The organism is Pontibacter aquaedesilientis (assembly GCF_014773225.1).
In the GTDB taxonomy this organism is placed as follows: Bacteria; Bacteroidota; Bacteroidia; order Cytophagales; family Hymenobacteraceae; genus Pontibacter; species Pontibacter aquaedesilientis.
In genome coordinates this window covers 464712-484189 of the sequence record NZ_JACXAJ010000002.1, presented here as the reverse complement: position 1 = coordinate 484189, position 19478 = coordinate 464712, and the positions used below count along the sequence as shown (strand labels likewise).

Sequence of the window (19478 nt, the reverse complement as noted above, 5' to 3'; positions counted from 1 at the left end):
AATTTGGCTAAGCCCCGGACCAAGCGCCTGGCGGATGAGTCTTTAAATTTTGTAAATTGCCTTCATAATAACCAAACAGGCTTGAAATACCATGAAAACCATCAACCCGAAGGAAACGAAAACAGCAGAAGTTCACGCTTTACTACTCGGCGCCATCGCGCCGCGCCCCATCGCTTTTGCCAGCACCATGGACGGGGAAGGGAATGTGAACCTAAGCCCATTCAGTTTCTTCAACGTTTTCAGCGCCAAGCCGCCGATTGTGGTCTTCTCCCCTGCCCGACGCGTGCGCGACAACACCAGCAAGCATACCTTGGAGAATGTGATCAACACCAAAGAGGTGGTCATCAACATCTGCAATTACGACATTGTGGAGCAGATGTCGCTGGCCAGCACCGAGTATGACAAGGGCATCAACGAGTTCATCAAGTCCGGGCTAACGCCGGAGCCTTCGGTGATGGTGAAGCCCCCGCGCGTGAAGGAGGCGCCAGTAACCATGGAGTGCCGGGTAAACGAGGTGATCAGCCTCGGGCCGGAGGGCGGTGCAGGCAACCTGGTGATCTGCGAGGTGCTGCTCCTGCATGTGAGCGAGGATGTACTGGATGAGGAAGGCCGCATCAGTCCCTACAAATTAGATGCAGTCGCTCGTATGGGCGGAGACTACTACCTGCGGGCCAACGGTGACTGTATTTTTGAGCTACCCAAGCCAGTCCGCAACAAAGGCGTCGGCGTGGATCAGATCCCGGCCTTCATCCGCAACAGCAACATCTTGACAGGAAACAACCTGGCACGACTCGGAAACACAGAGGTCATTCCTACGGCAGAAGAAGTTGAAGCTTTCAAGTGTGATCCGCTGGTGCGCTATACCTTACAGAAGTACAAGGATAATAAAGCCCAGTTAAATCAGGAGTTAGAGTTGTTGGGCAAGAAGTTACTGGAAGGCAACCAGGTGCAGGAAGCGTGGAAGGTTTTGTTAATGGTTGAATTATTAAATGGTTAAATGGTTGTTGGGTGTATGATTATCGCAAGATTATCATACACCTGCCCCCTTCAAAGGGGGACACTCACAATGCGTATATAATTATTGAATCACGTTACGAGAAAATGTCCCCCTTTGAAGGGAGCAGGGGGATGTCCAGTATGACCAAGAATTATTGCAAGACCTGTCCCTACAAACCTTAACTTTCTAACTCTCTAACTTCTAAACTTTCTAACTTTATATCCGACACCTTCTCAAGCTTGCCTGCTTCGAAGGCGCGGTCGTAGCCTTCCAACGGAAGATCCTGCTCTTTTAAGGTATAGTTTACATAATCCTGAAAGAGAATACCACCGACAGTGCGTGGATTAATGGCTTCCCGGAAGCGTGTGCCGCCGTCGTTTTCCTGGAATGAGTACGCGAGGTAATCCATGGTATGGTTTTGTTTGTGAAACCAATAAATGTATACATCCTGGTAGCCTTCACCACCGCCTTCCTGTGCAAAAGTCACTTTCACTTTATGGTATGGCTCACCTTTTATAGCGGTTTCGCCCAGGTACTCTTTCCGAACTGCATCGTCGTTGAGGGCATAGGGCAGCAGCGCAAAATAGATCACGGAATTTACGGAAGCAGTATAAGCTTTCTGCTTCTCTTCAGGTAATTCTACCTCTGTGCCGTTAACAGTCCGGCTGAAACCACTATTGCGAAACTCATCGCGCACTTCTTGTCCGGTAGAGTCCGTAAAGGTGCGGCTATATACGAAAACCCCGCCATCGCGCAAAGCACGGTATTGCCGGTCGCGTAAGGTAAAGCTTACCGCACTCTTCTCATAGCGCTCCCCGCCATGCGCCGCAATCGCCTCATCCACGATCTTCTGCGCGTCAGGCTGTTTTTCCTGCTGGCAAGAGGTTGTTAACAATAGAAAGATTGTCAGGTATAGAAGAATAGAGGATTTGAGAAGGTTCATGGTGTTGCTGTTTATTTGCGAGGCAAGTTACGAAATGTATCCAACCACCCCTAACCCCTCCTTGTCTAAGGCGGGGAATCTGCCATTGCAGAAGACTATCATTAAATTTCATAGTTACTATTCATCGATTATTAGGCCACTAACGAATTAGATTTACTAAAAGCAAAGACGGTATGGATAGTATGTAAAATTCCCCTCCTTAGATAAGGAGGGGCTAGGAGTGGTTGGCCCCAGTACGAAAACAAAAAAACCCCCTCCTGTTTTTAGGAGGGGGCTAGGGGGAGGTAATTACTTCTTCGCTGTAATATCAAGCGAGACAGTGAAGTTATCGTCGATCACTTTGTCGCCCAGGTTATCGAAGAAGCTCTTGGAACCGTAGCGCACATCATACTTGGCACGATCTACGATAACTTCGCCTTTGGCGGAGGCTATTCCGTTCTCTACGGTCACCGTAGCCGGAAAGCTTACAGGGTGAGTTTTACCTTTCACTGTCAGATCGCCTTCTACGTTATAATTAGGCTGCCCGGCTGCGGCGTCAGCGATCGGGCTGATGCGGTTGATCTTGAATGTGGCGGTTGGGTGCTGCTCCACGCCAAAAAAGTCGTCAGACTTCAGGTGGCCTACCAGGTCGCTGTTATACTTGGCGTCTGTTAGGTCGGTGTTTGTAATAGAGTTCATGTCGATGGTGAACTCACCGCCTACTACCTCGTTGTCTGCTACGAGCAGCTGACCATTCTGGAGGTTAATGTTACCAGTGTGCTCACCGCCTACTTTCTTACCATTCCACGTCAGTTCACTTTCAGCGGGAATAACGGCATAAGCCTCCCCTTCAGCAGCATCTACTGTCTCAGTAGAGATGGCGTTGGTTTCAGTAGTGGTTGACGTGTTGTCACTGCAAGCAGTGAAGAATAGTGCTGCGGCCATCGAAGCCAGAATTGCGGTCTTTTTCATGTGATTATCAATTATTTGTTAAGTTCTTTTTCACTGGATTAGCTTGAGCTGGCCTAAAGTCCTTACCAAACTATTCCAGTTAATTTTCTGCAAATCTAATGTATATACATTTATTGTACAAACATGGTTCAAAATAAATTTGGTTCCAGGGAAGTATGAATTATTCTTAGCATTGTGTCCAACCACCCCTAGCCCCTCCTTGCCTAAGGCGGGGAATTTTACTCACTACTCTCCTATTACTTTTGAATATAGTTCATCTTACTCTTCATTAACCCGACAACCGTTTAGAGTTACTATCAAACTTAATAATAGCAAGTAGCAATAGCAGATTCCCCGCCTTAGATAAGGAGGGGCTAGGGGTGGTTGGACCCGGTATAAACAAAAAGCCCTCCCCTGTTTTCAGGGAAGGGCTTGGGTAAAGTGATTCAGGCAATTACATCTTCGCCTTCACATTCAGGCTGACCGTAAACTCATCATAAATAGCCTTGTCGCCCAGGTTTTCGAAGAAATTTGTAGAACGGTAGCGGATGTCGTATTTGGTGCGGTCAACGGTGACATCAGCTTTGGCAGTGGCTACGCCATCTTTCACGGTGATAGTTGCCGGGAACGTCACCGGGTTGGTGATGCCCTTGATTGTCAGGTTGCCTTTCACGTTGTAGTTTGGCTGTCCGGCTGCTGCTTTGGCGATTGGCGATAATCCCGTGATGGTGAAGGTAGCGGTCGGGTGCTTCTCCACGCTAAAGAAGTCATCCGACTTGAGGTGACCAACCAATTTTCCGTTAGAACCCTCGTCCTTGATATCTGTAACCGTGAGTGAAGTCATATCGATTACGAAGTTACCTCCGGTTACTTTGTTCTTGTCTACGCTCAACTGACCGCTTTTCAGGGTGATGTCGCCCATGTGTTCGCCAGTCACTTTTTTGGCATGCCACTTTATTTCGCTGGCAGCTGTCTCTACTTTGTAAACCCGGCCTTTAGCAGGTGCTGCTACTTCGGTCGGGGCAGGCATTTGATTCTGGTTGCCCGTAAAGGCAGTTAGCGTTAGCGCCGCAGCGCATGTAGCCAGGATAGCGGTCTTTTTCATAATGAGTTTATTGTTAAATGGTTGATTGCTAATTGTTAATTGTTGGATGGTTAAATTGCTAAATGGTTTAAACTGTCTGAATCAGGATTTACAGGATTAAAGGATTTACCAGATTTTTAAAATTAATTATCTAGGAGATCAATTGTGTCAATCTTAAAATCCTGATCCACACAAATTACGATCTCACTTTATCGAGCAGGCGGCTTAGTTCAAGGGCTTCTTCTTCTGAGAGCCGGGTGATGCCGGTACCTTTGCCTCCTTCCAACTCATCCATTTCCTTTAGCAGTGCCAATCCCTTTTCGGTGATCAGCACATCTACGGTCCTTCTATCGTTGGGGCATTGGTGGCGTGTAACCAACTCCTTGGCAACCAGCTTGTCCACGATGCGGGATGCGTTGGAGGTTTTGTCGAGCATACGCTCTATCAACAGGCTAACGGTGGCCGGCTTGGGGTATTGTCCGCGCAGAATGCGCAGGATGTTATATTGGGGCAAAGTAACGCCGTACTGTTTAAACTGGGCGCTTTGCTCCTGCTGCACACGTCCGGCAGTATACACCAAGTTAATATAAGCCTTCTGATAAGGGCTCTTAAAGACCGGCTGCTTTATCTCTTCTTCTATTTTCATATTTGGTAGCCTAAGCGGCTGACTATACCTCTTCTGGAAAAACATGGGGCTTACGCCATTTGCAAATATATGTACATACATTTAATACACTCACATGATTCCATTATATTTTTTATTTTCTGAGAAAGATAGACATGACCATCTTGCTTTGCATGCTCTAATCGAAGGCGAAATACATCCGATAGCAATATCAAAGGCTACAATGTTACAGGATCTTCCTAACTGATAAACCTATACCAGTAGGTCAGCTGGCTTGAGGCATAATGCCCTCAACTGTTTGCCAGTGGGTTGCCGCTCCTACTGACCAAGTTTGACTGGCAGTTTACCGGACACTAGCTTTTGAAGTCGCTATACCTTATCTTTCGGTATGGCCATAACCACACATACCACCGCTTTGGAAACCCCACTTGGCTGGCTCCGCATCAGCGGCACCGATCAAGGTATAACCGAAGTAAAATTCTGTGAAGAGTCTGAGGAGCGAGTAGCTGCAACACATATACCTGACTGCTTACGTGCATGTGTGCAACAACTGGAGGAGTATTTTGCGGGAAGCCGAAAAGACTTTGACCTTATGCTTTGTCCGGTAGGTACTGCGTTTCAAAACCAGGTATGGCAACAGTTGCAGCGTATACCTTATGGCAAAACAGAAAGCTACCTGTCAGTGGCCAGGGCGGTGTCGGGGGAGAAAGCTATACGCGCTGTTGGGGCTGCCAATGGCCGCAACCCGATCTGCATTATTGTGCCGTGCCACCGGGTAATCGGCAGCGATGGAAGCCTGACGGGCTATGCCGGTGGGCTGTGGCGAAAAGAGTGGTTGCTGCGGTATGAAGGGGTTTTAAAACCTGTCTCCCAGTTTTCCCTCTTTTAAAAGTACCAATTACCACTAAAATACTGCAACCTACCCAACTTTCTGTAGTATAGAAGAGTAGCAGCTTTTGTTAATTGCTGCCCTTTTATGATGCAGATTTCAATACACAAGGCAAAAAACAAAGAACAAGTGGCCAACTTAGGCGCACGTGCCGTCGCTTTTTGCCTTGACGCACTACTGCTTATGCTCACGATCGGCATCATCGAATATTTTACGGTCAGCAGCGATGAGCAGGCATGGCTTTTCAAAGGTGAGCGGCTGTTGCACCTCTTGTTGGGGTGGCTTTACTTCGCCGGTCTGGAAAGCTCATCCTGGCAAGCCACCATAGGCAAGCAATTGCTGGAATTGCGGGTGACCAGCGAGACCAAAGACCGTATCTCCTTTGCATGTGCATCGTTACGGTATGCACTGAGGCCAATCGGTATCTTTATATACCTGTTGCGATATATCACCAATTCCCTTTCCCCCTATACCCAGCTGTTTCATGATAAAGTAGCCGGGACCCAGGTATTAAAAACCCCAACTGACTAAGGCCAGATGGGGTTATGGTAACATTGACTTACTGAAGATCAGCCTCCAAACTGGTTAAGCTCTACAGTCGTTTTGTTTTCCGGATCTATGGTCAGTTTGAAAACGTAGTTGTATTCGCTGTCGGCGATATCGCTTACTGGTCGTTTGGCTCCCAAGGCCTCGATCATCGGCAACAGCGTGTTCGAATGACCGGCAATGACAACAGTTTGCCCTCTGTGCTCCTGCAGCAACTTTTCTCTGATGCCGTTGAAATCGTGCCCGCCATACTGCCGGATCTCCAGCGCCCGGTCTTCGGCCAGCGGCTTCAGTGTATTGATGGTCCGGATGTATTTAGTCGCGTAAAGCGCATGCACCTGCTCGCCATCCAACAGACTTCGGAGGGCCTCCGCCCGTGCCTTGCCAGCCAGGGTCAGGTCAGGGTTCTCGTCAGATGGGTTGGAGATATCTTTCTCGGCATGACGGACAAGGTATACCGTGGTTGGTACTGCTACTTTCTGCTCGGCTGCCGCCGTCACATCACTGTCAGCGGTATTCGGGCGACAGGCAAATAACGACCCCACCAAAAGCAATAGCAATAAAGGAAAGCGTAAATAATGTTTCATGTAAAGAGTTAGTTAGGTTTTAGTTAAAGCGCAGAGTAAATATATAAAATATTTTAACACGGGCTGTACAGTATCTGATCTTCCGTAGTACTAGTTGTGATGCTAAAACGATAACATTCAATAGCGATTCTGTCATTTCGAATGCAATGAGAAATCTGAATATTGTTAAAATTTTGCCCCTTAAATTTTAAACTTCCCCGTTCATTTTCTGGTTTGTTGATCTAACCAGAGTATGAGTATCCATGATATCCCGAAATTACTACGTTTATATTACTACTAACCCTAAAAGAAGCACTTTATATACTGGTATGTCTAATGATTTACCGCGCAGAATGAGTGAACATGTTTTGAATGCTGGTAATCCAAGAACTTTTGCTGGCAGATATTACTGTTATAATCTGGTTTACTTTGAACGCTTCACTTATGTTGAACATGCTATTGCACGAGAGAAACAGTTAAAAAAATGGAGCAGAAGTAAAAAAGAAGAATTAATTATCAGCTTTAATCCAAATTGGATACCACTTAATGATGATGTTGAGGATTACTAGAACTAGTCAGTTACAAATCCTTAATTTACCCAGATTTCTCATTGCATTCGAAATGACAATCAACTTGAAATCATATTTCAAACTTTATATCCGGTAAGCCAGGTCTATGCCTTCTGCTATCAGCTTTTCGGTGGTGCTTGTTTTCCCCTTCTTTATCAGTAGCTGGGCCAGGCTTTGGCGGGCTTCGTACAGGTATGGGTTTGCACGCAGGGCTGCTTCGTAGGCTTTGCGAGCACGTTTCAGCTCGTTTTGGGATTCCCATACCTTAGCCGATGCGTACAGGAAATCGGCTGACTGGGCCGGGGTATCCTGCACGGGCTGTTTTCGGAGCTCTTCCATGGCCTTTTCTGTTTCACCTAATCGGGCGTATACCCTGGCTAGCAAGTAGGCCTCTCCCCTTGCTTTGGCTTTTCCGGTGAGCAAAGGCGCCAGCACGGAGCGAGCCGCCTCGGGATTACCCAGATGTAAATGCCAGTTTGCCAGGCGCACCATATAGCCGGGACGCGGTGTACCGGCGGCAGTCAGAATGCGCTGCGCTTCTTCCAGGGTGGCTATGGCTTCTTTGTATTTGCCCTGCGTCGCCAGTACCTCGGCATGTTGTTGGCGCAGGTCATAGTGCTGCGGTTTGCGGGCCACCTGTGCGGCCAACGTACGCTCTGCCTCTGGCGAAGGGCCGGCAGTGCCGCGCAGCCAGCTGGCATAGGCCTGCGCCTCGTCCCGTCTGTCACGCAGGTAGGTCGATACCGATGGCGCTTCCCGTACATAGTCCGCTGCCACTCTCACGGCTTCGGGCAACATCCCGTAGCTGGCATAAAACTCCCTGAACGCCTCCTGGATGCGGGCTCGGGTGAGCAGGTCATTTTCAAGCAACAGGGCCTTGTCATAGAGCAGCCCCTGTTCCAACACAGCACGACGACGCGTCATTTTTCCGGCACGCCGTCGGGCTTCCAACAGTTCGGCCTCTGCCACATAAATCGGTGCGTAACTTTTGTTCACTGCTTTCGCTTTGCTGAGCCAGTCTCTTGCACCTGCAAAGTCCAGTTGCCGCTGGCGCAGGGCAGCGTATGCCAGCATGGCCGGTTGCTAAGCCGCATCCCAGGTGAGGGCGGAGTCTAGGTTGGCGGCAGCCTTCACATAATCCTGACCACGGATTTCCCGCTCTGCCAGGTTGAGGTATACCTGTGCCCAGTTGCTGGCCATGGCTTGCTTATCGCCAACCAAATAGGCCTTTTGCCGTTGCACCAATTGGTCCAGGAAGGTATAGAGCTCGGGGTCTTTTGCCTTCAGATCGGCGGTAGTGTTAATGGATTTATGGTTGAGCGGGTGCACTTTCACCGGTTCGAAATAGGCCGGATAGGTCTGGGCCAGGTACTCGTGCTCGTTGTTGGCAGAATAATAGTCGAGGGTACGGCCCCCTTTCATAGCCTTGTTATACAGCCGGCGCACTTCCCGGTTCTCGGCGTCGGTGAATACACGGCCATGGAACAAGTGCACGTACTCATGCAACACGACATTGCGCTCCAGGTAGGCACCTCGAATCACGTACTCTATGGCAGCAGCACCGCTTCCCACCCCCCGAATGTCCATCCACTGGCGGTTATCGAAGGTGGTAGCCTGCCGAAAAAAGGGTGAGTTCATGGCAATGGCCAGATCCTGGTGCAACGGCGGAATCACGAACTTTTCTCCCTGTCTGGATAGAAACGGGAAATATACTGTGCTGGCGTATAGCTGCGACCAGACCATTTTCTTGACTGTCTCGCCCGGATAGTAGGTCACATCCGGGAACACACGGGCAAAGTTGGTCGGGTCTGTGATCTTCGTATTTTGGATCACCTGTGTAAGCGAATCGTAAGCGGCCAGGTATACCAATTGCTTTTGCTTGATCACGGCAGCCAATGCGTTGTGTGCCGGGCCGTAGTGCTTCTTCTTTTGGAGGATGCGCTGAAAAATAACCTGCGCTGAGTCCAGCCGGGGATGACGGGGTAGGTCGAAAGCCATGTAATAGGCAAAACCGCGCAGCATATCCGGCAACACCGAAGTTGGGTATTGCTGCTGTACTTTCCGGATCTCAGCCAATGCCTGCTGCAATTTGCTCTGGGAAATCAATTGGTCGGCAGGTTTTAGCGCGGCCCTTACTTGCTCATCTTCGAACTGGGCATAGTCGGCATAGGTGAGGTTGGTATGGCCGTTGCCCCAATGCCAATGCGTGACGTAATGCAAGGGGTTCAACTCTAGCGCCAGTTCCCATTGCGCGGCCATAGCATTGAGCTGCGTGGCGTCTACACGCCGCCAGATGGCATAACCGTAGTTGAAACGGGCATCGGCATGGAAAGGAGCTAACGTCAGGCTGGTCACCAGCGGCTTTACTGCCTCCTCAGGCTTCTGGTCCCAGAAAAGCACATCCGACTCCAGTAAGTAAGCCTCGGCATTATTCGGGTTCCAGCGCTGCACTTTTATCGCCTGGGCCAGTGCCTCGTTGTATTTCTTTTGAAGCATCAGAATGCGCCCCGCCGCCAGTGTCGCGGCTTCATCCTGTGGGTTCTTCTGCAATAGCCTGTTAACGGTAGCCAGTGCCTCGGGCAGTTGCCAGGCCTGAACCTGCAGCTTGCTTTTCAAAAGGAGCGCCTCCCGCTCATCTGGCAGTTGCTTCAGGACATTCTGCACCAGTGCCTCGGCTGCCTGGTATTCGTTCTGATGTATAGCCAGACGTGCTTTGGCCAGTTTCACCTGTGGGTTCTGCGGCCCCTTGCCTATAAGGGTTTCCGCTTCTTCCCACATCCCTAGCTCCAACATGCGGTTCGCTCTTTCATGCACCGATAGATCTTTCGATTCACGTACCTGTTTACGTTCCTGCTCCAATCTGCTTCGGATCTCCGCTATCTGATCAGGATGCTGCGCCAGTGCAGGTATAGCCAGTAAAATCAAGGTATAGCAAATGGAAAGCAGTCGGGTCATGGTGCTGGAGCGTCAGGCTGTTGATTACCCGAAAATACCGCAATACCCTTTGAATTCAAAATTGCCGCAGACTCGAGGAAAGATCATGGGAGATGGAATGCTAATTGTCTGAATCTATACATAGGGCCCCTGCCCCAAGGATTTACAGGATTTAAAGATTTTCAGGATTGAAAATCCTAAATAATAAATTTAAAAAATCTGGTAAATCCCTTAATCCTGTTAATCCTGATTCAGACAATTTCGTCAGTGCTCGATTCGGACAGGTTATGACCTGTACTTACCAGCCCTTTCAACTTTCTAACTTCCAAACTTTCTAACTTTTTAACTTTATCTGCTTCGCCATGTAAAGCTTTTCCAGCTTTTTCATCAGGAAGATAGCCAGGAGCAGCCAGAGGATGCCCATGGCATAACCGGCCAGCACATCGGTGGCATAGTGCACGTTGAGGTAGATGCGGCTATACCCGATGAGCAGAATCAGCAGTGTCAGCAGACTGATCCACAGCCAACGCCAGAAGGGTGTTTTTACCTCCCTCCAGATAATGTAGATCAGCAGACCATAAAAGGAGCCGCCGATCATGGCGTGGCCGCTCGGGAAACTAAGTCCCGACTGCTCCAGCATGGCTGTTTCGGGCCGAGGTCTTTCAAAAAGCCGTTTCAGCAACTGGTTGAGCATACTACTGGTAAAGGCGATCAGCAGTACTTTGAGTCCGTACCACCGCAGCTTGTGAAACCAGGCCAATACCAGGACCAGCAATGGGGGTGCCACCAGCAGGTACTCAGCCGAGGCAAAAAAGGAAACGCCACGCATAAAACTGGTCATACCATCCGATTGATGCGTCGCCGCATAGCGAAACAGGGCATTGTCGAAAGTACTGTCGCGTAGAATGAACACCTCCCGGGCCATGTAGCTGAATAAGAACAGGCAAAAAACAAAGGCCAGCCCGATGATAATTACCTCTGCCGACAATAAGGCCAGTAACTCCAGAAAGCGTTTGGTCAGGCGTTTCATATGGTAACTTCAGGTATGACGGATTGCTTTACGGACAATGCATGGCTGCCGTTGAAATCACAAACTTCCGGGTCAGCATTACGTTGGAGTTATGAGCACTATTCATATATTTAATTAAATCATTTAATGAATACCATCAGAAAAATGATCAGGCATAACCACTTTTCCTTAACCGGCAGATTTGTATGAGAGTAGGAAAGGAGACTTGCGCATGTCAGACAATGGCCTAAACGTGAAAAAGCATGGATAAAAAGCAGGTATGGGATGTGCTGAAAACACCCCTCAAACTAGTGGTGACAGGCAGCTTGCTTTACTTCGTTTCTCAGAAAATAGAGCTGGAGGAAGTGAAGGGTGTGTACCGGCAAAGCGAGCCGCTCTACCTGTTGCTGGCTGTTTTCACCTTTTTCTGTTCCCAAATAGTTTCCTCGTTCCGGCTGCTGGGCTTCTTTCGGGCCAAAGGGATTGACCTCACTTTTAAGTATAACCTGAAACTTTATCTGCTCGGCATGTTCTACAACCTGTTTTTGCCGGGAGGAATTGGCGGGGATGGCTATAAAATATACCTGCTGAGCAGCAAATTCAACTTCTCTACCAGAACATTGCTTGCGGCCATTTTCCTGGACCGCCTGAGCGGCCTTTGGGCGCTATCCTGCCTTGCGGCGCTGTTCCTGATCTTTATACCTGAGATTGCACGCTCTCCTATTTTAATCCTGACGACTTTAGGGACAGGTACCCTCATGTATTTATTTGTGTCAATCAGATTATCAGGTATAGCGTTGTCGACCGCCCTGGCAGCGCACCTAAAAGCACTGCTCGTGCAGGCGCTGCAGGTGGCCACGGTGATGCTGATCCTGATGGCGCTAAACTTTGAAGGGAATTACCTGCCCTACCTGCTTACCTTCCTGGTTTCGTCGCTGGTCGCCATTTTCCCCCTCTCCGTCGGCGGGCTCGGGGCGCGGGAGTATGTCTTCGTGCTAGCCGCCAGCCTATTGCAGATGGATAAAAACCTAGCTGTTACCTTGAGTCTGACTTTCTACCTGGTGTCGGCTGTGGTGGCTTTGGGAGGGGTATACTTTGTTTTCAGCTCGAAGGAGTTCAGCCTTATACCTGGAAAAAAGAAACCGGAGACAGAAAAAGAAGAGCTTGCGCCTGTGCGGAACACCTGAAAACCGGTAGCTTGAAAACAAAAAAGGCCAGCTTTGCAGCTGGCCTTTTTTACATTTTGGATAAGTGCGCACGGGGAGACTCGAACTCCCACACCCGAAGGCACAGGCTTCTGAGACCTGCACGTCTACCAATTTCGCCACGTGCGCAGCTGGTATTAATTCAAAATGTGTTTCCCAAAACCCTTTAACCCTTGTAGATTGGGATTGCAAAGGTAGGACAGAATTTTTTATCTGCAAGAGCCTGCCCCAAAAAAAATTTCATTCAATACCAATTAATCTTCCTCTACTACCGGAGCCACCTCTTTTCGGGTATAGCGTTCGAGGCGGCGCAAGGCCCCAATCCCGACGATAACCCACAGAATGCCAGCGGCAAATCCAGCCACCACATCTGTTGCAAAATGCACCCGCAGGTAGATCCTGCTGAATCCGATGAGCAAAATAAAAATAACCAGCAGCGCGACCAGAAAGTGGCGCAGCGGCTTGGATTGCACATGGTGCCAGACCAGGTATATGAGCAGACTGTAGAAGGAAGCCGCAACCATGGAGTGTCCGCTCGGGAAGCTGAGGCCCGAGGCATCGACCAGCGGCATGTCCGGGCGCTGCCGATCGAAAAAGAACTTGAGCACCAGGTTGAGCGAGATGCTGCCGAGCGCCACCACTGGCACTTTGAGCGAATACCATTTGTGCCGGCGCACGAAAAGGAAATACGCAATGAGCATCAGGCCTGCCGCGGTCATAAAGTGCCGGGACGCAAAAAAGGTGATAAACTCGATGAACTGCGTGAAGCCGGTGCTTTGGACGTCTGCGGCCAGGGCAAAAGCGGATTCATCAAATTTCAAGGGGCCTGCAGCCGTGGCTACTTCTGCACTCACGTAGAGGAAAACCAGCACACAAGCCAGGAATATCGCCATAACGAAGATTAGCTCCAGTGTAAAGAGTGCGAAGCCTGCCGCCAGTTTTCTGTAATAGTGTCGTATCATGTATCTGTTTGCTGCTAAGTTCTACTCTCAGGCTGAATTATACGCCTGTGTAGCAATTACGTATTCGGAGGCATACAGGTATAAACAGATGATCAGATGGGGAACATGACCAGACTATTTATAGCGGCACCGCTACCAGAAGAATTGAAAGACTACCTGACCACGCAGTCGAGCCACTACAAGGACGAATCCATTCGCCAGGTTCCGGAAGAAAACCTCCATCTCACGCTCTATTTTATTGGCAACGTCCCTGCCGAAAGGTTAGACGCTATCCGGGAGGTGACGGCACACATCGCCCGGCAGTTTGCCCCGTTTGAGTTGCAGCTTACCGCAATAGAGCCAGGGCCCAAACCCAGGTCCCCGCGCCTGATTTGGGCCCGGTTTGAAAGCAGCGAACCCTTTGCTCAACTAAGTAAGAGCCTGACGCTGGCGCTATCCTCAGCACCGCCGTTGAACCGGGAGGCTATCCCGCATATCACCCTGTCACGTTTCCGCAAGGACCGCCCAGCTCCCCGCAACCTGGAGGCTATTCTTCCGGACGGTCCTGTAACGCTGCAAGTAAACGAAATCGCCGTGTGGCATTCAGAACTGGGATCGCCCCATCCGCACTACAGCATTTTGCACAGTTACCCACTCAGCGGCAACCAGCCCGAAGCGAAAACAGTATGATAAGCACTTATTTTTCTCACCACAGCTAGAACGATGAACCAAACTGAGCTCACGGAGCTAACCATGCTATTGAAAGACAAAGGCCTGACGGTTGCCTTTGCAGAAAGCTGCACGGCGGGCATGCTGGCCTCCGAAATGGTAAAAGCCAAAGGAAGTAGTGACGTCCTCATTGGCAGTCTGGTGGTATACCAACCGGAAGCGAAGAAAAAGTTGCTGGGTGTAAAGCAGGCCACGCTGGACCTGTATACCGCCGAGTCGCAGCAGGTGACAAACGAGATGGTGATGGGCCTGAAAAAAGCACTTGATGCCGACATCAGCGTTGCCACCACCGGGCTGGCTGGCGAAGGCGGCTCCGAAAACGCCGAAAAGCCCGTAGGTACCATGTTCGTTTCCATTCTCTACGACGGCAAAGCCGAAGAATTTCGGGAAGTGTTCGAGGGCAACAGCCTCAGCATACGCAAACAGCTCACCGATTACGTTTTTGAGAAACTGAAGGGAATCGTGGAGGAGCATTATGACCGGTAGGGTGTTAATTTTGCAGGGTGAATGACACCAATTTCGACCCCATTGCTCCCCTCTACGACAGCCTTGCACGGCTGGTGTTCGGCAACGAACTGCGTCGGGCCCAACTGGCACACCTGGACGCTATACCTGCGCAGGCACGTGTCCTGCTGATTGGCGGAGGTTCCGGCTGGCTTCTGGAACAATTGCTGCAGCTCCGGCCAGGTATAGCTGTTACCTACCTGGAGAACGCTCCGAAAATGCTGCAAATGGCGAAGCAGCGTATAGGCCGCAACCCGGCTTTAAGCAAGTCCGCTGTTACATTCCGGCTGGGAAACGAAGACAGCCTGACAGCCGACGAGAAATTCGACGTGATCCTGACGCCTTTCCTGCTTGACCTTTTTCCGGAACAGCGGTTGCAGCACCTCATGGACCGTCTCTATACCTGCCTGACTCCAAATGGACTCTGGCTATTTTCTGATTTCTGGCCTGTACAAACCCCTGCTCTCATCTGGCAGCGCCTTCTTCTGAAGAGCATGTATACCTTCTTCGGATTGTTGAGCGAAGTAAAAGCGACCCGGCTTCCTGATTTTCGAAAGCATTTCGAAAGACTACAGTTACAGGAGTTGCAATCGGCTCCGTTTTACAAAGGCATGGTGCAGGCCAAGGTATACCAGAAGGCATAGCCACGTTGCACAGGAAGCAGAATTTCTATACTTTTAATAGCCGAACCACTTTCAAAGCATATGTCCAAAAGACTTTTGGGTGCCCTAATCGCCACCTTTTCCCTCTCATACTCACCCCTCCTGGCTCAGCAACAGGTCAGCTATCACCTCTCTTTCCCGAATGCCGTCCATCACGAAGCGCAGGTCAAAGTCAAATTCTCAGGTATAGCCACGGACACGCTGCAGGTACTGATGCCCCGCAGTTCGCCGGGCCGCTACGCCCTGCATGAATTTGCCAAGAATGTGTACAGCGTGAAGGCTACCGACAGCAAGGGAAACCAACTGCCGATCAACCGCTCTACTCCGCATCAGTGGGAGGTAACGGGCCATCAGGGTGGTGAAGTCACGGTCAGCTATACCTTGTTCGGCGACCACGCCGACGGCACTTATACCGGGATAGACGAAACACACGCCCACCTCAACATGCCGGCCACGCTGCTCTATGCCAAAGGGTTCGAGAAGGCACCGGCCAACGTCACCTTCCGTATTCCAAAAGGAAGCAACTGGAAAATCGCCACACAACTTAAGCCAACTTCTGACTCCACATTCACGGCCCCTGACTTCCAGTACCTGATGGACAGCCCAACCGAACTCAGCAATTTCGATTTCGCGGAATGGGTAGTGAAGGACAAAGGAAAGGACAAGACCATACAGGTAACCTTGCATCACAAGGGCACCAAAGCCCAGTTTGAGGAGTATGTCGCCAAGACAAAGCAGATCGTGGCTGAGCAACAGGCCGTTTTCGGCGAACTGCCGGACTTCGACTTTGGCCGCTATACCTTCATTGGCTGCTACATGCCGCAGGCGGCAGGCGATGGCATGGAGCACCGCAACTCGACCATTGTCACCAGTTCACGTTCGCTGGCCACGTCCATGCCTGCCCTCCTCAACACGGTGTCGCATGAGTTTTTCCATGCCTGGAACGTCGAGCGCCTGCGCCCGAAAAGCCTGGAGCCGTTTGACTTTCAGCAGGCCAACATGTCGGAGGCACTGTGGCTGGCCGAGGGTTTTACCTCCTACTACGGCGACCTGACCATGCACCGCAGCGGGATTTTCGACGCAAAAAAATACGCCGGCGACCTGGCAGGCGACCTGAATTATGTGCTGCTGTCGCCCGGAAGGCACTACCACAGCCTGGTGGAGATGAGCAAGCAGGCCCCGTTTGTGGATGCGGCCCGCTCCGTAGACCCGCATAACCGGCACAATACCTTCATCTCCTACTATACCTATGGCAGCGTGCTCGGGCTGGGGCTCGACCTGACGCTACGCCGCGACTTCAACACCACCCTGGATAACTACATGCAGGCGCTCTGGCAGAAATTCGGCAAACCAGAGAAGCCCTATACCATGGCGGACCTGGAGCAGACTCTAGCCGAAGTCACCAAAGACAGTACCTGGGCCGCCGACTTCTTCCGGCGCTATGTTTTCGGGAGCGAATTGCCAGACTATGCCAAACTGCTGACAGAGGCCGGCTTGCAGTTGCGCAAAGCCAGTCCGGGTAAACCGAGCATGGGGCCCGTGAACCTGGAATACAGCAAGGAAGGCGCAAAACTTCTGAGCGGCACCTGGGTCACGTCACCACTGTACAAAGCGGGCATCAACCGGGGCGACACGATCCTGACGCTGAATGGCAAAAAAGTGACCAGCGCCAAAGACCTGGACAAAATCATGCGCCGACTGCAGCCTGCGCACAGTGTGCCCATCACATTCAGCCGCCAAGGCGAAACCAGAGCAGCCACCATCATACTGGAGGAATTGCCAGAACTGGAGGTGGTGCTTTTTGAAACGGCTGACAGAGAATTGACACCCGCCATGCAGCAGTTTCGTCAGGCCTGGCTCGGGAGCAAGGCAAAATAGGGATGGAGCACTTCAATTGGAAAGTCATTCTGCTTCAACTGCTGGTGCTGCTGCTGGCTTCTTATGCCTTTGTAGCGCTGGGCTACATTTATGATTTGCCGCTGGCCGGGCTATACCTGGAAACAGAGGATACGGCCGCTTTCACGGAAAGTGCGCTCCAATTTGGAGTAGACACGAAACGGTTGCGTAACTTTAACCTGGTGCTGTGGGCGGCTCCTTTTGCAGGGGCTCTTTTTGGGGTGGCTCTATCCTTTATAGCCAACCGACGGAAAAAGTACAGCCACCTGAACACACTGGCCGTGGCAGGTATGGCCTTATTGTTAGGACTGACGGGGCTTTTGAACCACCTGCTGCTAAAGGGGCTGCTCTTTGCACCCGGCAGGCTTGTCTCCGATTCGGCGGCAACCGCCTATACCTTGAATTACCTGCTTTTGCTAGGACTGAGTTTCTGGCTGGCCTTTTCCAAAAGGGTGCTACCTGCGGCTAATCCAAAGCACAAGGTATAGCGGCTGACAACAAAAGCCTTGGCCCACCGTTTGGAAAGGTATACCCGGCTTGCTATTGAAGCAATTGAGCACTACCTTAGTACGACCAACACTAGACGTTTTTTTCTCGTGAAAATATTTATAACCACCTTATTAGGCTGCAGCCTGCTTTTTGCCGGCACCGCTATAGCACAGACCTCGGAAGGCCAGCAGAAAGCCAGCCTGGAGGCTGCGCCAACGCCTGCGCTGCAGGAGCAGCCGGCACCGCAAGCGGAGTCGAAGCCGTCGATGCTGGTCATGCCTTCAAACCGGATCAGTTACAGCCTTTCGGCTGGCGCAAGCTTCGGCAATGGGTTCGGGGCGACTTATCTCGAGCCAACCGTGCGTTACCAGGTGAGCCCTCGCCTACGGGTTTTCAGTAGCATGACTTATCTATCGGTGATGTCGCAGCAGTATACCGATGTCACTCCAGAGGGCGGCACCATCATGCGCCGCACCAGCCCGAGCAGTCATTTCATCATGCACGCCGGGGCCGATTACCTGGTGAACAACCGCCTAATCCTGAGTGGAAGCGTTTGGAAGGACTTTTCGAACATTCCGGCACAAAACCCGGCCTATTCCAACTTCATGACGCCAGGCCGACAAGGCATGGATTTCCGGGCCACTTATAAGATAACAGACCATTTCTCCGTGACCGGTGGCATGCGCTACTCCGATGGCGCTTCACCTTTTTATGGGCCTTTCTCCCAACCGGCTTCTTTTGGCAGAAGCGGCGCGTTCTGGTACTAATACACATCGGATTAGATCCTACATAGATCATTAAAAAGCGCCTTTCCAGAAATGGAGAGGCGCTTTTTATTTCCCCTAATCGGATTTTTCTCAAATTTCAGCACACGCTTCAACTTAAAGCTGCGTTAATGTGTTTATATTTCCTGAAAACAACCTTCATCAGATTTTGAGGCAGAAGAACAAGACGGTACGACATCTGAAAAACGAGAAGCTGGAAGTGGTGAAACCTGACTTCCGTGGCAACAAAACAGTGGATGGTCAGTTCATGAACGGCACCGAGCTGTATACACCGGAATTGAGCAACGTGCTCCGTTGGAAGTTTTCCCGCAACCCGCAGCGGGAGGAGAAAAAAGCCGATCGCTTTGTGCCACGCGTTACCTATGGCTGTGACTTCGTTTCCTCCCCGGAGGATATGGTGGTCTGGCTGGGGCACTCCAGTTTTTTCATCCGGGTGAACGGCGTCACTTTCCTGACGGATCCGGTGCTTTTCGACCTGCCCATGCTCAAGCGCCGGGTGGGTTTGCCCTGTCGCCCTGATAAACTGACAGGCATAGACTACCTGCTACTCTCGCACGGGCACCGCGACCATCTCGACGACAGATCCATCAAAACGATCTTCCAGCACAACCCCGACCTAAAAGCCCTTGCACCACTGCAAGCTGGTGATTTACTACGCAGCGCCGAGCCGCATCTTCCTTACCAGGAAGCCGGCTGGTACCAGAAATACGACCTTACCCCGGAAGGTATAGCGATTTACTTCCTGCCGGCATCACACTGGCACCGACGTGGCGCTTTCGATATGAACAAAGTATTGTGGGGAAGCTTCCTCATCAAGACACCCACCATGCAGCTCTACTTTGCCGGCGACACGGGCTACAACGGGCACTTTGAGGAGATCGAATCCCTTTTCGGCCCCATGGATGTCTGCCTGATGCCGGTAGGCGCTTACCGCCCGAGTTTTCTGATGCAAAAGAGCCATTTGAATCCGCATGAGGCGGTGCGGGCCTACAATGTGCTGCGCGGCGGCGCGTTTATACCGATGCACTACGGCACCTACGACCTGTCCGACGAGCCAGCCGGCGAACCCGTGCGACTTTTGGAGCAGATAGCGGCGGCAGGTATGGTACAGGGCCTGCGTATACCTGCTATTGGGGAGCAGGTGTTGTTGCGCGATTTGGTATAGTCCGAAAACC

At 50.9% G+C, this 19478-nt stretch carries 21 protein-coding genes and 1 tRNA gene; 12 read left to right on the top strand and 10 right to left on the bottom strand.

Annotated elements, in window-relative coordinates; genetic code table 11:
* Nucleotides 1-91 precede the first annotated feature (91 nt).
* Nucleotides 92-997 carry a flavin reductase family protein gene (locus H9Q13_RS07130; RefSeq protein WP_191183071.1) on the top strand — a complete coding sequence of 302 codons (906 nt, stop codon included), beginning with the start codon at nt 92-94 and terminating at the stop codon, nt 995-997.
* 178 nt (nt 998-1175) lie between these two features.
* Here the strand turns inward: H9Q13_RS07130 and H9Q13_RS07125 are convergent, their stop codons facing one another.
* The 4 genes from H9Q13_RS07125 to H9Q13_RS07110 form a co-directional block, all read right to left on the bottom strand.
* Nucleotides 1176-1940, bottom strand: coding sequence for a DUF6503 family protein (locus tag H9Q13_RS07125; protein ID WP_191183070.1), 765 nt, complete (start codon nt 1938-1940; stop codon nt 1176-1178).
* A 288-nt stretch (nt 1941-2228) separates the two neighbouring features.
* Nucleotides 2229-2891 carry a YceI family protein gene (locus tag H9Q13_RS07120; RefSeq protein WP_191183069.1) on the bottom strand — a complete coding sequence of 221 codons (663 nt, stop codon included), beginning with the start codon at nt 2889-2891 and terminating at the stop codon, nt 2229-2231.
* Nucleotides 2892-3324: 433 nt separating this feature from the next.
* Nucleotides 3325-3975 carry a YceI family protein gene (locus H9Q13_RS07115; RefSeq protein WP_191183068.1) on the bottom strand — a complete coding sequence of 217 codons (651 nt, stop codon included), beginning with the start codon at nt 3973-3975 and terminating at the stop codon, nt 3325-3327.
* A 175-nt stretch (nt 3976-4150) separates the two neighbouring features.
* Nucleotides 4151-4600 carry a MarR family winged helix-turn-helix transcriptional regulator gene (locus tag H9Q13_RS07110; RefSeq protein WP_191183067.1) on the bottom strand — a complete coding sequence of 150 codons (450 nt, stop codon included), beginning with the start codon at nt 4598-4600 and terminating at the stop codon, nt 4151-4153.
* A gap of 367 nt (nt 4601-4967) precedes the next feature.
* Here H9Q13_RS07110 and H9Q13_RS07105 point away from each other — a divergent pair, with 367 nt between their 5' ends.
* Together H9Q13_RS07105 and H9Q13_RS07100 are read left to right on the top strand one after the other, a co-directional pair.
* On the top strand, nt 4968-5468 hold the full coding sequence (locus H9Q13_RS07105; protein WP_191183066.1) for a methylated-DNA--[protein]-cysteine S-methyltransferase: 501 nt from the start codon (nt 4968-4970) through the stop codon (nt 5466-5468).
* A gap of 87 nt (nt 5469-5555) precedes the next feature.
* Nucleotides 5556-5999 carry an RDD family protein gene (locus H9Q13_RS07100; protein WP_224744132.1) on the top strand — a complete coding sequence of 148 codons (444 nt, stop codon included), beginning with the start codon at nt 5556-5558 and terminating at the stop codon, nt 5997-5999.
* A gap of 38 nt (nt 6000-6037) precedes the next feature.
* On the opposite strand, the gene H9Q13_RS07095 is transcribed toward H9Q13_RS07100, so the two are convergent.
* Nucleotides 6038-6601, bottom strand: coding sequence for a phosphoglycerate mutase family protein (locus H9Q13_RS07095; RefSeq protein WP_191183065.1), 564 nt, complete (start codon nt 6599-6601; stop codon nt 6038-6040).
* A gap of 242 nt (nt 6602-6843) precedes the next feature.
* On the opposite strand from H9Q13_RS07095, the gene H9Q13_RS07090 reads away from it, so the two are divergent.
* Nucleotides 6844-7149 (top strand): GIY-YIG nuclease family protein, encoded by a 306-nt coding sequence (locus H9Q13_RS07090; protein WP_191183064.1) that lies wholly within the window; start codon nt 6844-6846, stop codon nt 7147-7149.
* Between the two features lie 84 nt (nt 7150-7233).
* On the opposite strand, the gene H9Q13_RS07085 is transcribed toward H9Q13_RS07090, so the two are convergent.
* The 3 genes from H9Q13_RS07085 to H9Q13_RS07075 form a co-directional block, all read right to left on the bottom strand.
* Nucleotides 7234-8223: a tetratricopeptide repeat protein gene (locus tag H9Q13_RS07085; RefSeq protein ID WP_191183063.1), complete on the bottom strand. Its 990-nt coding sequence runs from the start codon at nt 8221-8223 to the stop codon at nt 7234-7236.
* 9 nt (nt 8224-8232) lie between these two features.
* The gene (locus H9Q13_RS07080) at nt 8233-10104 is read right to left on the bottom strand and encodes a tetratricopeptide repeat protein (RefSeq protein WP_191183062.1); all 1872 of its coding nucleotides are present in this window, start codon (nt 10102-10104) and stop codon (nt 8233-8235) included.
* A gap of 313 nt (nt 10105-10417) precedes the next feature.
* Nucleotides 10418-11113, bottom strand: coding sequence for a phosphatase PAP2 family protein (locus tag H9Q13_RS07075; protein ID WP_191183061.1), 696 nt, complete (start codon nt 11111-11113; stop codon nt 10418-10420).
* A 242-nt stretch (nt 11114-11355) separates the two neighbouring features.
* On the opposite strand from H9Q13_RS07075, the gene H9Q13_RS07070 reads away from it, so the two are divergent.
* Nucleotides 11356-12279: a lysylphosphatidylglycerol synthase transmembrane domain-containing protein gene (locus H9Q13_RS07070; RefSeq protein WP_191183060.1), complete on the top strand. Its 924-nt coding sequence runs from the start codon at nt 11356-11358 to the stop codon at nt 12277-12279.
* 65 nt (nt 12280-12344) lie between these two features.
* On the opposite strand, the gene H9Q13_RS07065 is transcribed toward H9Q13_RS07070, so the two are convergent.
* Both H9Q13_RS07065 and H9Q13_RS07060 read right to left on the bottom strand, forming a co-directional pair.
* Nucleotides 12345-12426, bottom strand: a tRNA-Leu gene (locus tag H9Q13_RS07065).
* Between the two features lie 125 nt (nt 12427-12551).
* Nucleotides 12552-13259, bottom strand: a complete 708-nt coding sequence (locus H9Q13_RS07060; RefSeq protein WP_191183059.1) for a phosphatase PAP2 family protein — start codon at nt 13257-13259, stop codon at nt 12552-12554.
* A gap of 105 nt (nt 13260-13364) precedes the next feature.
* Here H9Q13_RS07060 and thpR point away from each other — a divergent pair, with 105 nt between their 5' ends.
* The 7 genes from thpR to H9Q13_RS07025 all read left to right on the top strand — a co-directional run bounded on the left by thpR (nt 13365) and on the right by H9Q13_RS07025 (nt 19468).
* The gene (gene thpR, locus H9Q13_RS07055; protein ID WP_224744131.1) at nt 13365-13928 is read left to right on the top strand and encodes an RNA 2',3'-cyclic phosphodiesterase; all 564 of its coding nucleotides are present in this window, start codon (nt 13365-13367) and stop codon (nt 13926-13928) included.
* Between the two features lie 33 nt (nt 13929-13961).
* Nucleotides 13962-14453 (top strand): CinA family protein, encoded by a 492-nt coding sequence (locus tag H9Q13_RS07050; protein WP_191183057.1) that lies wholly within the window; start codon nt 13962-13964, stop codon nt 14451-14453.
* A 17-nt stretch (nt 14454-14470) separates the two neighbouring features.
* Nucleotides 14471-15115: a class I SAM-dependent methyltransferase gene (locus H9Q13_RS07045; RefSeq protein ID WP_191183056.1), complete on the top strand. Its 645-nt coding sequence runs from the start codon at nt 14471-14473 to the stop codon at nt 15113-15115.
* A 60-nt stretch (nt 15116-15175) separates the two neighbouring features.
* Nucleotides 15176-17011: a M61 family metallopeptidase gene (locus tag H9Q13_RS07040; RefSeq protein WP_191183055.1), complete on the top strand. Its 1836-nt coding sequence runs from the start codon at nt 15176-15178 to the stop codon at nt 17009-17011.
* 2 nt (nt 17012-17013) lie between these two features.
* Complete coding sequence (locus H9Q13_RS07035) at nt 17014-17517, top strand: cytochrome c-type biogenesis protein (RefSeq protein ID WP_191183054.1); 504 nt, start codon at nt 17014-17016, stop codon at nt 17515-17517.
* Between the two features lie 108 nt (nt 17518-17625).
* Nucleotides 17626-18285 (top strand): TonB-dependent receptor, encoded by a 660-nt coding sequence (locus tag H9Q13_RS07030; protein ID WP_191183053.1) that lies wholly within the window; start codon nt 17626-17628, stop codon nt 18283-18285.
* A gap of 166 nt (nt 18286-18451) precedes the next feature.
* A complete protein-coding gene (locus tag H9Q13_RS07025) occupies nt 18452-19468 on the top strand; it encodes an MBL fold metallo-hydrolase (protein ID WP_191183052.1) in 1017 nt (338 codons plus the stop codon).
* Nucleotides 19469-19478: the final 10 nt, after the last annotated feature.